At 69.7% G+C, this 12,134-nt stretch carries 18 protein-coding genes; 12 read left to right on the forward strand and 6 right to left on the reverse strand.

Annotation, left to right across the window (positions count from 1 at the left end; all coding sequences use genetic code 11):
* Positions 1-16 precede the first annotated feature (16 nt).
* On the reverse strand, positions 17-217 hold the full coding sequence (locus tag Q0116_RS01820; RefSeq protein WP_297884945.1) for a hypothetical protein: 201 nt from the start codon (positions 215-217) through the stop codon (positions 17-19).
* Positions 218-314: 97 nt separating this feature from the next.
* Between Q0116_RS01820 and Q0116_RS01825 the strand changes: the two genes are divergently transcribed.
* The 11 genes from Q0116_RS01825 to Q0116_RS01875 all read left to right on the forward strand — a co-directional run bounded on the left by Q0116_RS01825 (position 315) and on the right by Q0116_RS01875 (position 7,373).
* Entirely contained in the window at positions 315-491 is a 177-nt protein-coding gene (locus Q0116_RS01825) for a hypothetical protein (RefSeq protein ID WP_198945665.1), read from the forward strand.
* A gap of 6 nt (positions 492-497) precedes the next feature.
* Entirely contained in the window at positions 498-1,007 is a 510-nt protein-coding gene (locus Q0116_RS01830) for a cytochrome c oxidase subunit II (RefSeq protein ID WP_297884946.1), read from the forward strand.
* A complete protein-coding gene (locus tag Q0116_RS01835; RefSeq protein WP_297884947.1) occupies positions 1,004-2,794 on the forward strand; it encodes a b(o/a)3-type cytochrome-c oxidase subunit 1 in 1,791 nt (596 codons plus the stop codon). Before Q0116_RS01830 ends, Q0116_RS01835 begins: the two co-directional genes overlap by 4 nt.
* The gene (locus tag Q0116_RS01840) at positions 2,791-3,006 is read left to right on the forward strand and encodes a CbaC protein (RefSeq protein ID WP_297884948.1); all 216 of its coding nucleotides are present in this window, start codon (positions 2,791-2,793) and stop codon (positions 3,004-3,006) included. Before Q0116_RS01835 ends, Q0116_RS01840 begins: the two co-directional genes overlap by 4 nt.
* A 100-nt stretch (positions 3,007-3,106) precedes the next feature.
* Positions 3,107-3,358 carry a hypothetical protein gene (locus Q0116_RS01845; protein ID WP_297884949.1) on the forward strand — a complete coding sequence of 84 codons (252 nt, stop codon included), beginning with the start codon at positions 3,107-3,109 and terminating at the stop codon, positions 3,356-3,358.
* Positions 3,359-3,514: 156 nt separating this feature from the next.
* A complete protein-coding gene (locus tag Q0116_RS01850) occupies positions 3,515-3,757 on the forward strand; it encodes a sulfurtransferase TusA family protein (protein ID WP_297884950.1) in 243 nt (80 codons plus the stop codon).
* 1 nt (position 3,758) lies between these two features.
* On the forward strand, positions 3,759-4,904 hold the full coding sequence (locus tag Q0116_RS01855) for an NAD(P)/FAD-dependent oxidoreductase (protein WP_297884951.1): 1,146 nt from the start codon (positions 3,759-3,761) through the stop codon (positions 4,902-4,904).
* A gap of 1 nt (position 4,905) precedes the next feature.
* Positions 4,906-5,598: a DUF1641 domain-containing protein gene (locus Q0116_RS01860; RefSeq protein ID WP_297884952.1), complete on the forward strand. Its 693-nt coding sequence runs from the start codon at positions 4,906-4,908 to the stop codon at positions 5,596-5,598.
* Positions 5,599-5,678: 80 nt separating this feature from the next.
* Complete coding sequence (locus Q0116_RS01865) at positions 5,679-6,074, forward strand: co-chaperone YbbN (protein WP_297884953.1); 396 nt, start codon at positions 5,679-5,681, stop codon at positions 6,072-6,074.
* Between the two features lie 95 nt (positions 6,075-6,169).
* A complete protein-coding gene (gene sufU / locus Q0116_RS01870; protein ID WP_297884954.1) occupies positions 6,170-6,595 on the forward strand; it encodes a Fe-S cluster assembly sulfur transfer protein SufU in 426 nt (141 codons plus the stop codon).
* Between the two features lie 82 nt (positions 6,596-6,677).
* Positions 6,678-7,373, forward strand: coding sequence for an Sjogren's syndrome/scleroderma autoantigen 1 family protein (locus tag Q0116_RS01875; RefSeq protein WP_297884956.1), 696 nt, complete (start codon positions 6,678-6,680; stop codon positions 7,371-7,373).
* A gap of 301 nt (positions 7,374-7,674) precedes the next feature.
* Here Q0116_RS01875 and glmM read toward each other — a convergent pair whose 3' ends face one another.
* Positions 7,675-9,039, reverse strand: coding sequence for a phosphoglucosamine mutase (gene glmM / locus Q0116_RS01880; protein ID WP_297884957.1), 1,365 nt, complete (start codon positions 9,037-9,039; stop codon positions 7,675-7,677).
* Between the two features lie 136 nt (positions 9,040-9,175).
* On the opposite strand from glmM, the gene Q0116_RS01885 reads away from it, so the two are divergent.
* The gene (locus Q0116_RS01885) at positions 9,176-9,766 is read left to right on the forward strand and encodes a hypothetical protein (RefSeq protein WP_297884958.1); all 591 of its coding nucleotides are present in this window, start codon (positions 9,176-9,178) and stop codon (positions 9,764-9,766) included.
* Between the two features lie 28 nt (positions 9,767-9,794).
* On the opposite strand, the gene Q0116_RS01890 is transcribed toward Q0116_RS01885, so the two are convergent.
* From Q0116_RS01890 to Q0116_RS01905, 4 genes are all read right to left on the reverse strand, one after another.
* Entirely contained in the window at positions 9,795-10,403 is a 609-nt protein-coding gene (locus tag Q0116_RS01890; RefSeq protein ID WP_297884959.1) for a hypothetical protein, read from the reverse strand.
* 43 nt (positions 10,404-10,446) lie between these two features.
* Positions 10,447-10,839 (reverse strand): hypothetical protein, encoded by a 393-nt coding sequence (locus tag Q0116_RS01895; protein WP_297884961.1) that lies wholly within the window; start codon positions 10,837-10,839, stop codon positions 10,447-10,449.
* The gene (locus Q0116_RS01900) at positions 10,839-11,534 is read right to left on the reverse strand and encodes an RAD55 family ATPase (RefSeq protein ID WP_297884963.1); all 696 of its coding nucleotides are present in this window, start codon (positions 11,532-11,534) and stop codon (positions 10,839-10,841) included. Before Q0116_RS01900 ends, Q0116_RS01895 begins: the two co-directional genes overlap by 1 nt.
* 111 nt (positions 11,535-11,645) lie before the next feature.
* On the reverse strand, positions 11,646-12,119 hold the full coding sequence (locus Q0116_RS01905; RefSeq protein ID WP_297884965.1) for a chemotaxis protein CheW: 474 nt from the start codon (positions 12,117-12,119) through the stop codon (positions 11,646-11,648).
* Between the last annotated feature and the right edge of the window lie 15 nt (positions 12,120-12,134).

A 12,134-nucleotide genomic window follows, 5' to 3' on the forward strand; every position in this document is an offset into this window, starting at 1 on the left:
CCGCGGTTCGGGTCGGTTACGCGTGTTCGGAGTCGGCCGAGTCGCCGGCGAACCCCGGGAGGCTCCCGCCGGTCGCGATCCGGAGGCTCCCCCAGATGAGGAGCACGTTCACCAGCGTGACGAGCACGACGAACTCCGCCCGATCGGCGATGAACACCACCGCGGGGATCAGTCCGCCGAGCACGAGGAGCACGGCCCGTTGTAACGAGAAGTCCATGTCGTAGTCAAGCGCTCGCCGGAAATATATAACACCCGTGTTTTCATGGTGCGAGAACGGATAGATCTTATATGCCTCTCTGTTGTTAAGGCCGTCTATGGGCCAAAGTGAGGCAGTTAACGCTCCGACGGACGACGTCGGCGGTGAGGGAGAGGAGTTCGACCCGATCGGCACGCTCACGCTCATCGGGATCTACTTCGCCATTCTGGTGCTCGCGTGGGTGTACATCTACTTCGTCGAGTTCCTCGGCCGAGACCTCGTCGTGGTGGGGTGATCAGACGTGCACATCCACGCCTACGAGAAGCTCTGGCTGGCGCTGTCCATCGTGCTGATCCTCGCGCTCATCGGCACCGTGACGTACGGCGCCGTCGGCCCGGGAGTGGCGATGGTCGCCGACTCGCAGTCGACGGTCGACCCCGGGGCGCTCGACGAGGACGATCGGTTCTCCGAGCCCCGGGTCGAGCAGGTCGGCGAAAACGAGTACGAGGCGTACGTCGTCGCCTACCAGTTCGGCTTCGAACCCACCCCGATCGTCGTGCCGGCGAACAGCACCGTGACGTTACACATCACCTCTCGCGACGTGATACACGGCTTCGGGGTGGCCGGCACGAGCGCGAACGCGATGGCAGTCCCCGGTGAGGTCTCTGAGATCACGGTCGAGACCGACGAGCCGACCGAGTACGGAATCGTCTGTAACGAGTACTGCGGGGCCGGCCACCACGTCATGGAAGGGAAGATCAACGTCGTGAGCCAGTCCGAGTTCGAGGACCGCGGAGGTGACTCCGAATGAGCGCCGCGATCGAGTCCGAGCCGACGTTCGTCGACAAGTTCCCGGACGAGGCCCGGGTGGTCCGCGCGGCCTTCATGAGTTCTTTCTTCGCCCTGTTGCTCGGCGCGATCTTCGGGATCATCCAGACGCTCCACCGGACCGACGTCGCGCGGATCATCCCCTCGACCGACTACTACACCGTGCTCACCGCGCACGGCGTGTTCATGGTCATCAGCTTCACGATCTTCTTCCTCGTCGGGCTGTTCACCTGGGCGTTGACGCGCAGTCTTGACCGCCCGCTCCTGAACATCAAGATCACCTGGACGTGGTACGGGCTGATGGCGGCCGGCATGACGCTCACCGGGATCTCGATCCTCGCCGGGTTCGTCGACTCCATCGATATGAGCGCGGACGTGTTGTACACCTTCTACGCCCCGCTCCAGGCCCACCCGCTGTTCTACGCCGGGCTCACCGTGTTCATCGTCGGCACGTGGATCGCCGGCGCGGACTGGTTCCGGACGTTCCTCGCGTGGCGGAGCGAGCACCCCGACGAGCGGATCCCGCTGCAGACGTTCATGGTGCTGACGACGATGACGATGTGGTACATCGCCTCGTCCGCCGTCGCCGCCTCCGTCCTGCTGTTCCTGCTCCCGTGGTCGCTCGGCTTCATCGACCAGGTGAACCCGACGCTCACCCGGACGCTGTTCTGGTTCTTCGGCCACCCGGTCGTCTACTTCTGGCTCATGCCGGCGTACATGCTCTGGTACACCGTCTTGCCGAAGATCGCTGGCGGCCGCCTCTTCAGCGACCCGCTGGCGCGGGTCGTGTTCGTGCTGTTCGTCCTCCTCTCGACGCCGGTCGGAATTCACCACCAGTACCTCGACCCGGGGATCGCCGAGGGGTTCAAGTTCATCTCGATGACGAACACGATGTTCCTCCTGTTGCCCAGCCTGCTCACTGCGTTCACCGTGGTCGCGAGCGTCGAGTACGGCGCTCGTCAGCGCGGCGGCACCGGACTGCTGGGCTGGCTCACGAACCTCCCGTGGCGGAAGCCGGAGTTCACCGGCATGATGCTCGCCGGACTCATGTTCGCGGCCGGCGGCTTCTCCGGGATGGTCAACGCCGGGATGAACATCAACTACCTCATCCACAACACGCTGTGGGTGCCCGGCCACTTCCACCTCACCGTCGGGACCGCGGTCGCGCTGACGATGATGGCTGGGACCTACTGGATCTGGCCGCAGATCAGTAACAAGCCGATATTCAGCAGCCAGATCGGACTGTTCCAGGTCGTACTCTGGTTCATCGGCATGGCGCTGATGTCGAACGCGATGCACGCGCAGGGGCTGCTCGGCGTCCCGCGACGCACCGCCGAGCCGGAGTACTCCGGCTTCGACTACCCGACCATGTTCGGCGGCTTCGAGGAGCTCAACATCCAGATCGCGATCGGCGGGACCCTGCTCTTCGTCTCGACGATCCTCTTCCTCGGGAACCTCGCGCTGACGATGGGGAACCCGACGGTGTCCGGGCTCGCGGAGCCGCTCCCCAGTCCGGTCTCCGGCGCGGAGGACGCCCCGAAGGTGCTCGACAACCTCCGCCTGTGGGTCGGCATCGCGCTCACGCTCGTCGTCCTCGCGTACGCGCTCCCGATCGCGGCGATCATCAACCGCGGCGGGCTGCTCGGGCCGGGCGTCGGCACGTACCCGGTGTGGGTCGCGCCGCTGTTCGACGCGCTGGCCGACGCGGCGACGCCGCTCCTCGCCGCCATCACCGACGCGTCCGGATCGCTCCTCGAGGTGGTCAGATGAGCGTCGACATCTCCCGCGGCGGGCTGCTCGTGGCGCTCGCCATCTTCGGAGTGATCATCTACGAGATGCGGACGGTGCTCGACTTCGTCGGCGTCGAGCTGCCGATCATCCCGTACATGGGCGCCGTCTTCGCCCTCGCCGGGCTCTCGATCTGGTACATCACGCTGAAGGGCGGGTGGCGGACCGAACCCGAACCCGACGAGCCGGCGTAACGGCCTCGGCGTCCCGCTCGGCCCGACGGTCGCGGCTCTTCTCTGCGTCCGAGTTCGCTTCGACCGCGGTAGTTATGTTTTCTCGGCACAAGATACCTGTATGAACGGCACGCGCGTGACGGTCCGGTGTCGCGACTGTACGCTCGCGACGGCCCACGAGACCCTCCGCGACGCCCGGGTCGCCCTGAACGACCACGAGTCGTCGACGGACCACCGGGTCGACTGGACCATCGAATCGGTCGATTCGGGCGTCTCGCAGGCCGGCGCCGACGCCGGCGTCTGCGGCCGACCAGAGTGCGCGAACGAGGACTCCCCGCTCGTCGACCCCGCTCCGCCGGCGTCGGACTCGTAGCGCCTCCCGGGGCCGGCGCGACCGTCCGCGTCGCCGCGGAAGCGGTCGCAGCGCGCGCGACGGGGGCCTCGTATATATAGCCTCGCACGGAATACCAGAATATTGGGATTGACAACCAATATTATCTCCGCGGCGGTCGAACGATCGCCCGTACCCATGTCAGCAATCGATATCGAACCCACCGACACGGTCGACGCCCGCGGGGCGGCCTGCCCCGGACCGTTGATGGACCTCATCGGCCGCGTACGGTCGGCGTCCCCGGGGGACGTCGTCCTCCTGTTGAGCGACAGCGACCGGTCGATGACCGACGTCCCGGAGTGGGTCGACGAGACCGACAACGAACTGGTCGCGGTCGACGAGTCGGGCGACGACTACGGCTTCTACGTGGAGGTCGCGTGAGATGACGCACAGGATCGCGATCCTCGGGGGCGGCACGGGCGGCACGGTGCTCGCGAACGACCTCGCCGAGCGGCTCGCGCCCGAGATCGACGCCGGCGACGTCGAGGTCGCGCTGATCAACGACGACCCGGACCACGTGTACAAGCCCGTGTGGCTGTACGTCGCGTTCGGGCAGCGCGAGCCCGCGGACGGGCGTCGGCCGCTCGACGAACTGGTCGACGACCGGGTCGACCTCGTGATCGACCGGGTGACCGAGATCGACACGGACGACAAGGCGCTCGGGCTCCGCGACGCCGGCGGCCCCCTCGCCTACGACCACCTCGTCGTGGCGACCGGCTCGACGCTCGCCGCCGACGAGGTGTCGGGGCTCAGCGAGGGGAGCCACGACTACTACTCCGAGTCCGGCGCGCTGGCGCTCAGGGACGAACTGCTCTCGATGACGGAGGGCCACCTCGTGCTCAGCGTCGTCGGGACGCCGCACATGTGCCCCGCCGCGCCGCTGGAGTTCGTGTTCATGGCCGACGACTGGCTCCGCGAGCGCGGGCTCCGCGAGGACGTCGACATCACCTACACGTACCCGATCAACCGCGTCCACGGCAACCCCCACATCGCCGAGTGGGCGGAGCCGATCATGAGCGACCGCGACATCGGGGTCGAGACGTTCTTCAACGCCGACTCGGTCGACCCGGACGCGAAGACGCTCACCTCGATGGAGGGGACGGAGATCGACTACGACCTGCTGGCGGCGATCCCGCCGCACCGCGGCGTCGACGTGGTCGAGGAGGCCGGGCTCGGCGACCGCGGCTGGGTCGACGTCGACAAGCACACCCTGGCGGCCGAGCGCGCCGAGGACGTGTACGCGCTCGGCGACGCCGCGACGACCGGCGTCCCGAAGGCGGGCAGCGTCGCGCACTACCAGGCCGGCGTCGTGGCGCAGCGGCTCGCGAGCGAGGTCCGCGACCGCCCCGCGACCGCGACCTACGACGGGAAGACGCTCTGCTTCATCGAGACCGGCACGGACGCCGCCTCGTTCGTCGAGTTCGACTACGAGAGTCCGCCGTCGCCCGCGCCGCCCTCGGAGAAGCTCCACTGGTCGAAGCTGGCGTACAACGAGTCCTACTGGCTCACCGCACGGGGGTTGCTCTGAGATGTCGGGCGACGACGCGGCCGCGGGCGAGCCCGAGGCCGACGGCGCGGGAGCCGAGGCTTCGAGCGACGCCCGGCCCGACGAGTTCGACCGCGACGACCTCGAAGCGGTCGTCGCAGAGAACCCGGAGGCGGTCGCCGCCTTCGTCGATCGGCTCGACGCGGTCAACGAGCTGCTCGACGTGATCTCGCTCGGCGAGAGCGCGCTCACCGACGAGATGGCCGTCGAGCTCGCCGGCACCGCCTCCACGCTCGCGGAGTCGGCGGACGGCATCGCGACCGACGAGACGGTTCGGCTCGCCGCCTCGGTCGGCGAGAACGGTGACGAGCTCCGCGAGGCGATGGAGACGCTCGTCGAGCTCCAGCGGAGCGGCACGCTCGACGAGCTCGCGGAGCTGGGCGGCGTCGGCTCGCTCGCGGCCGCGGCGCTCGACGACGAGATGGTCCGCTCGCTCGCCGCAACCGGCTCGTCGCTGGGCGAGGTGGCCGACACCGCCGCGGACGACGACACCCGCGAGGGGCTGACGACGCTGCTCCAGGGCGTCGGCGCGGCCCAGCGGAGCGAGCCGCAGCCGGTCGGCGCGGTCGGGCTCGCGCGCAGCGTCCGCGACCCCGAGGTCAAGCACGGGCTCGGTTACCTGCTCACGGTCGCCAAGGCCATTGGTCGCGAACGCGGCGCGGCCGCCGAGGAGTGAGGTCGGCGGCCGGTCCGCGGCCCGGCTCGGGACGCTCCGGCGACGCGAGTGCTTATCAGTCTTCGGCGACAATAGTGCGTATGACAGCCAATACTACTTCGGAGGGCGCGGACGGCTCCGACGCCCCGAGCGGCGAGGACGCGGCGGCGGCGCGGCCGACGTCCCTGGCCGACGAAGACGACCTGGACGCCTTCCTCGCCGACGCGGACGCCGCGCTCGTTGAGTTCTACACCGACGGCTGCGGCATCTGCGCGAGCATGGAGCCGGTGATCGGGAACGTCGCCCGCGGCGTCGAGGCCGACTTGGCCGTCGGGCTGGTGAACCCCCGCGACGACCCGCCCTTAGTCGAGCGGTTCGACGTGCGGAGCGTCCCGCTGTTCGTCCTCTTCGTCGACGGCGAGCCCGTCGCGCGGCGCGCTGAGGGGTTCATTCCGGGCGAGGACCTCGCGGCGTGGGTCGACGAACACGCGGCGTAACGCGGCCCCGCTCCCGCGGTGAACCGTCACCGATTACGGTCGGCGTTCGGACCGACGGAACCCTTTTGAGCCGCACCGGCCTACTCAGAGCCAGTATGGGACTGGGCTCGGACATGTACCGACAGCAGATCCTCGACCACTACAAGAACCCGCGCAACTACGGGGAACTCGAGGATCCGGACTTCACGCACGTCGGCGAGAACCCCTCCTGCGGGGACACCATCCAGATGGAGGTCCGACTCGACGACGCCGGCGAGACCGTCGAGGCGGTGCGGTTCACCGGCGACGGCTGCGCCATCTCGATGGCCTCCGCGAGCATGCTCTCCGAGCGGCTCCACGGGATGGCCGTCGACGAGCTCGACGCGCTCGACACCGACGACGTCACCGAGATGCTCGGGGTCGACATCTCGCCGATGCGCGTGAAGTGCGCGGTGCTGGGGCGACAGGTCGCACAGGACGGCGCGAAGATCCACCGCGGCGAGCTCGATCCGGACGAGGACCGCACGGTCACCGAGGAGTAGTCGCTCGGCTCTCGTTGCGGCCGGCTCGCACGCCCGTCCCGAGCCCACCGGACTTTTGCCCGCGAACCACGTTCGTCCGCCCATGAGCGACGGCTTCGACAAGGAGGCGGAACGAGAGAAGCTCCGCGAGAAGTACGCGGACGACGAGCAGAAGCGCGAGCACACACAGCGGATGTCCGAGCTCCTCCTGAAGGGCGCGACGATGACGAACCGCCACTGCGAGGAGTGCGGCGACCCCATCTTCCGCCACGACGGCCGCGAGTTCTGCCCCACCTGCGGGAGCGCGGCGGGCGGCGACGTGGGATCGGGGTCGACCGGCGCGGAGGCGGCCGGTGCGGACGAGGCCGCGGACGCCGCGGCCCCGACCGCGGAGAGCGGCGTCGACGCCGCGGCCGAGAACGGAGTCGCCGGTTCCGGGACGGCCGACTCCGGAGCGGCCGAAGGTCGGCAGCCGGAGTCGCCGCCGTCGGCGACCGTACCGCCCCGGGGCTCGTCGCCGCAGGAGCCGCGGTCGCCGCAGGAGTCGCCTCCGCAGGCGTCGGATTCGACGCGCGACTCCGCCCCGCAGCGGTCCGGGCGCGAGGCCGCCGAGTCCCCACAGTCGAACCCGTCGCGGTCGGCGACCGACGCCGACGGCCTCGGAGCCGCCCGCGCGTCGCTGACGCGCACGCTGACGCGGTTCGCCCGCGCGGCCGAGGAAACCGACGACCCCCGGCGCGCCCGCGACCACCTCGAAGCGGCCCGCGAAGCGGCCGAGGCCCTCGCGGCGCTGGACTGATACCACGTAGTCGTCCGGTTTCGCGCGGTGGCGGTATCAGCGTCCTCGCTGTCTATTCATGACCCGCTGCGAGCGGATCGGCGGTGAACAACGCCAAAACCCCAGTCGCGAGGCCCGCCCCGCACAGTGCCTCGCGCCTCCCCAGCCTCGTCGGCCTCCCCCCGGTCGGCCGACTCCAGCGAGAATCGAAGATTCGCTGGCAGCCGGCGCGTAGCGCCGGCGACCCCGCGCGTGCTTCTCACGCCCTTCGGGCGTTCGAAGGCACGCGCCACGGCAGTTCTCCTCGTGAAATAGACCGCCGTTATCGCCCGCTCTCGACGGCGACGCGCATGTCCTTCGCCAGCCGCTCGGCGCGGTCGGCGTCGGCGGACTCGGCGTAGATCCGGATCTTCGGCTCGGTGCCCGACGGGCGGACGAGCACCCACGCGTCGCCGTAGTCGAGCCGGTAGCCGTCGGTCGTGTTCGGCTCCGCGTCGGCGGTCTCGACGTAGGCGCGGGCGGCCGAGAGCAGCTCGTCGCGCTCGTCGTCGTCCTCGTACTCGACGTTCACCCGCACGAAGTGGTAGTCGCTGTACGGGGCGACGATCTCGCTGACCGGGGCGCCGTCCGCGGCCGCGAGCAGTTCGAGGAACCGCGCGCCGATGTACGCGCCGTCCCGGGAGAGCCGGTACGGCGGGAAGAACACCCCGCCGTTCCCCTCGCCCGCGACGGGGACGTTCGTCCCCGCCTCGTGGAGCTCGCGCGTCCGGGTGATGATGTTCGTCGCGCCGATGGGCGTGAGCTCGAGGTCGGCGTCGTTGGCGGCGCAGACGTCGACGAGCCGCTGGGAGACGTTGACCGCGCTGACGACGGCGTCGTCCGGCTCGAGGCAGGCGTCCGCCAGCGCCGCGAAGGAGGTGTCGCCGTCGACGAAGGCCCCCTCCTCGTCGACGAAGACGGCCCGGTCCGCGTCGCCGTCGTGCGCGATCCCCACGTCGGCGTCGGAGGTCGCGACCAGCCGCGAGAGGTCCGCGAGGTTCTCGGGGACCGGCTCGGAGTCGCGGCCGGGGAAGTGGCCGTCGGGCGTCGCGTTCACGGTCAGCACCTCGCAGCCGAGCTCGCGGTAGATCCGCGGCGAGGCCACCGAGGCCGCGCCGTGGCCGGGGTCGACCGCGACCGTGAGGTCCGCGTCCGCGACCGCCTCGCGGTCGACGGCGGCGGTCAGCTGGTCGACGTAGTCGTCGACGGCCCCCTCGATCGGCGTCGTCGCACCGGCCGACCGCCAGTCGGCGTGGTCGTACTCGTCGTCGAGGACGCGGCGCTCGATCCGCTCTAGCACGTCGACGGAGAGCTCCACGCCGTCGTCGCCGACGAGCTTGATCCCGTTGAACTCGGGCGGGTTGTGGGACGCGGTGACGAGGACGGCCGGGACCTCGGCCGCCTCGCAGTAGCTGCCGACCGCCGGGGTGGGGACGACCCCGAGGCGGTCGACGTCGCAGCCGACCGCGGCGAGCCCGCTCGCGGCCGCGTTCGCGAACAGCTCGCCGGTCGTTCGCGTGTCGCGGGCGACGGCGACGCGGTCGGCGTCCCACACCGTCCCGGCCGCCTTCGCGATGTCGAGGACGAGCGCGGGCGTGAGGTACCGCAGCGCGACCCCGCGAATACCGCTCGATCCGAACAGCTCCATGCGAGGCCATGCGCCGGCCGAGGGGAAATCGGTTCCGAACCGCCGCTGCCGCGGCGTCCGCCGAACGCGGCGAGTCCGGTGCTCGCCCGCCGCGACGACGCGTGCGGTTCATGCCGGTGGCGTCCGTTCGTCCCGTATGGACTTCACGCGACGCGACGCGCTCGCCGGGAGCGCGCTCGCCCTGTCAGTCGCCGCGGCTGGCTGTCTCGACTTCGCGGCGGGCGACGGGCCGCAGGGCCCCGAGGGGACGCCCGCGACGCTGACCTGCGACGACGACGCGTTCGTTCGCCTCGACCAGCCGTTCGAGGCGCCGGTCGCCGGCACGCCGGTCGAGACGGACCGGACCTCGTTGGAGCTCGCCGTCGAGGGGACCGCCGAGACGTACGGCCAGTCGCTCCGGCTCGTCCTCCGGAACACCGGCGACGCCCCGGCGGTCACCCTCGGCGAGCCCGCGTACTCGATCCAGCGCGAGACCGAGTCGGGCTGGCTGGACGTCCGCGGCTCGACTACCGGCGAGGCGGTCGAGCTACCCCGAAGCGAGTCGTCGCTCGACACGAGCACGGCGTACTCGTGGGACCTCACGCTGACGGAGCGCGGCCTCGCGGAGGCGGTCGACGGGGTCGACCTCGACGTCTGTCCCCCGCTCGGGGCGGGGCCCCACCGCTTCGTCTACTGGGGGCTCGTCGACGGGCCGCCGGTCGGCGTCGAGTTCGAACTGATCGGGTGAAAGCGCCAGCGCCCGTCGTGGGCTCCGGTCAGAAGGACTGCCAGTCGGACGGTTGCCCGACGCGACCGCGGACGCGGAACTCCCGCGCGTCGTCTTCGACGCGCGTCTCGACGACGACCTCGAACGGCTCGTGGAGCGTGTGGACGACCTGCTCGTCGTGGGCGGTCGAGCCGACGACGCCGACGAACGGCCACCCCTCGCCGGAGGTCTGCGAGGTCATCACCCGCGTGAACCGGTAGATACGCTCCGGGTCCCAGTACATCAACAGCTGGGAGAGCGAGTAGATCCCGACGGCGCGGTCGCGGCCAGCGGAGGACTCCACGACGTCGGTGAACTTGATCCCGATGTCGGTGAGGTTGCCCGCGCTGGCGACGTACTTCGTCGTGGGCGTGTCGTCGCGCTTGTCGCCCTGCTCGTGGGTGACGCAGTCGATGACGACCACGTCGTCGCCGTCCGCCTCCGTCAGCTCCTCGTAGTCGCCGCGGACCTTCTCCGCGGTCCGTCCCGTCGATATCACGACGGGCCCGTCGGACCACGACGCGAGCAGCTTGTTGAACAGGTCGTACTTCCCGCTCATCGGCGGACCGCTGATGAGGACGCTGCCGGCACCGCGGACAGCGTCGGGAAGCACAGTCATTTGATGAACGTGAGAGAGTGTTCGGTAAAACCCTTCCGAGGGATCACTTTCGGAGCATCGAGGGGATGTCGAGCGAGGACGGCGGGCCCTCTCGCGGCTCGTCGGTGAGTGTCAGTTCACGTATCGCACCGGGGAGCGCGGCGGAGACCGGCGCCTCGCGCGGCGCTCCCGCGCCGTCGACGAGCGACTCCCAGACGTCCTCGTCGTCTGGGTCGTCCTCCTCCGCTCTCGCCTCCAGCGCCTTCGTCCGCCCCTCGTCGTACGCCAGCTCCACGATGCTCCGGTCGTAGCTGCCCGGGAACGCCGCCAGCACCCGGTCTAACTCCTCCGGGCGGGGGCTGTCCATCCCGGCTGCGACGCCGAGCGCGAACGCGCGCTCGATCGCCTCTTCGCGGGAGATGTCGTCCCACTCCGTGCCGAACGTGCGATCGTACATCAGTGGGTCACCGTCGCCGCCGGGCCGACGCGGAGCCCGCCGTCGGTGAACTCCACGTCTTGGATGTCCGTGTCGACGTCTGTCCCCCGCATCTTCAGCACCTGGACCCCGCGACGCATCCCTTCGTCTTCGAGGTAGTTGTGCATGAAGACGACCCCGTGGGCGAGGTAGTGCTCCTCGGAGTAGGCGCTCGGGTCGGTCATCTCGGAGATCAGGAGCGTGGTGGCGTCGGTCCGCTTCAGCGAGGAGAGCAGCTGGATCATCGTGTCCTCGTCGTCGTCCAAGAGGAACCGCAACAGCATCGTCGAGTCGAAGACGACGCGGTCGATGTCGCGGGAGTTGATGAACCCGGTGAGCCGGTTGGTGACGCCGGACCGGTCGCGGCGGTCGCCGGGCAGGCCGAAGAAGCGCCGGCCGTCCGACGAGAAGGAGTCGAGGAAGGTGACGCGGTCGGAGTCGAGCGCGCGGTCGAACCCGAAGTCGTAGCCGCTCATGTCCTCGCGGATCCCCGCCTTCGTCTCGTGCATGCTGATGTACAGGACGTCCTCGCCGTTGCGGGCTCCCTGGGCCGCGAACTGCGAACAGAACGTCGTTTTACCGCTCCCGGGCGGACCGCTCACCACGTAGAGACGCTCCCCGGGGAACCCACCGTCGACGACATCGTCGAACCCCGGAACGCCGCTTGAGACGCGCATACGTAAGGACCCGTTGGGCGGCTGATAAGCGTTGGCTCCCGGTTCTCACGGGTGAGAACCGATCGCCGAACGACGCCGACGCGGTCGCCCGACCGTCGGTCGATCCTCTCGTTACGCTTCCGCGGCGTCGACGTCGTCGACGTCGGCGGCGAGCGCGTCGTCGACGTCCGGCGAGACCCACACGACGAACCGGTCGTCGGACTTGACGATCCCGCGGACGCCCTCGTCCTCGACGGTCGTGCTCTGGTCGACGTCCTCCGGCGAGACGTCGCGGACCTGGAACACCTCGTCGACCATCCAGCCGACGGTCCCGCCCTCGTCGATCTCGTCGTCGTCGAACACGACGATCCGCTCGCGCGGGCCGTCCTCGTCGATGTCGTACAGCGTCTTCGGGTCGACGATCGTCGTCGTCCGGCCCCGGAGGTCCATCACGCCCTCGACGTGGTCCGGCGAGTTGGGGATCCGCGTGAGTTCGCCAGCGTCGACGATCTCGTCGATGACGCCGATGTCAAGACAGTACGTCCCGTCGCCCAGGCCGAACTCCAACACCTTGGTCGGCTCGGCTTCCGCCTCTGTGGCTGCCATACCTCTGCTGCGGTC

The sequence above is a fragment of the uncultured Halorubrum sp. genome, assembly GCF_937146585.1.
GTDB classification, from domain to species: domain Archaea; phylum Halobacteriota; class Halobacteria; order Halobacteriales; family Haloferacaceae; genus Halorubrum; species Halorubrum miltondacostae.

Bases quoted from the DNA above. Each gene is read 5' to 3' on its own strand.
- Q0116_RS01820 (WP_297884945.1), bottom strand. From the start codon at position 217: ATGGACTTCTCGTTACAACGGGCCGTGCTCCTCGTGCTCGGCGGACTG.
- Q0116_RS01825 (WP_198945665.1), top strand. From the start codon at position 315: ATGGGCCAAAGTGAGGCAGTTAACGCTCCGACGGACGACGTCGGCGGT.
- Q0116_RS01835 (WP_297884947.1), top strand. From the start codon at position 1,004: ATGAGCGCCGCGATCGAGTCCGAGCCGACGTTCGTCGACAAGTTCCCG.
- Q0116_RS01840 (WP_297884948.1), top strand. From the start codon at position 2,791: ATGAGCGTCGACATCTCCCGCGGCGGGCTGCTCGTGGCGCTCGCCATC.
- Q0116_RS01845 (WP_297884949.1), top strand. From the start codon at position 3,107: ATGAACGGCACGCGCGTGACGGTCCGGTGTCGCGACTGTACGCTCGCG.
- Q0116_RS01850 (WP_297884950.1), top strand. From the start codon at position 3,515: ATGTCAGCAATCGATATCGAACCCACCGACACGGTCGACGCCCGCGGG.
- Q0116_RS01855 (WP_297884951.1), top strand. From the start codon at position 3,759: ATGACGCACAGGATCGCGATCCTCGGGGGCGGCACGGGCGGCACGGTG.
- Q0116_RS01860 (WP_297884952.1), top strand. From the start codon at position 4,906: ATGTCGGGCGACGACGCGGCCGCGGGCGAGCCCGAGGCCGACGGCGCG.
- Q0116_RS01865 (WP_297884953.1), top strand. From the start codon at position 5,679: ATGACAGCCAATACTACTTCGGAGGGCGCGGACGGCTCCGACGCCCCG.
- sufU (WP_297884954.1), top strand. From the start codon at position 6,170: ATGGGACTGGGCTCGGACATGTACCGACAGCAGATCCTCGACCACTAC.
- Q0116_RS01875 (WP_297884956.1), top strand. From the start codon at position 6,678: ATGAGCGACGGCTTCGACAAGGAGGCGGAACGAGAGAAGCTCCGCGAG.
- glmM (WP_297884957.1), bottom strand. From the start codon at position 9,039: ATGGAGCTGTTCGGATCGAGCGGTATTCGCGGGGTCGCGCTGCGGTAC.
- Q0116_RS01885 (WP_297884958.1), top strand. From the start codon at position 9,176: ATGGACTTCACGCGACGCGACGCGCTCGCCGGGAGCGCGCTCGCCCTG.
- Q0116_RS01890 (WP_297884959.1), bottom strand. From the start codon at position 10,403: ATGACTGTGCTTCCCGACGCTGTCCGCGGTGCCGGCAGCGTCCTCATC.
- Q0116_RS01895 (WP_297884961.1), bottom strand. From the start codon at position 10,839: ATGTACGATCGCACGTTCGGCACGGAGTGGGACGACATCTCCCGCGAA.
- Q0116_RS01900 (WP_297884963.1), bottom strand. From the start codon at position 11,534: ATGCGCGTCTCAAGCGGCGTTCCGGGGTTCGACGATGTCGTCGACGGT.
- Q0116_RS01905 (WP_297884965.1), bottom strand. From the start codon at position 12,119: ATGGCAGCCACAGAGGCGGAAGCCGAGCCGACCAAGGTGTTGGAGTTC.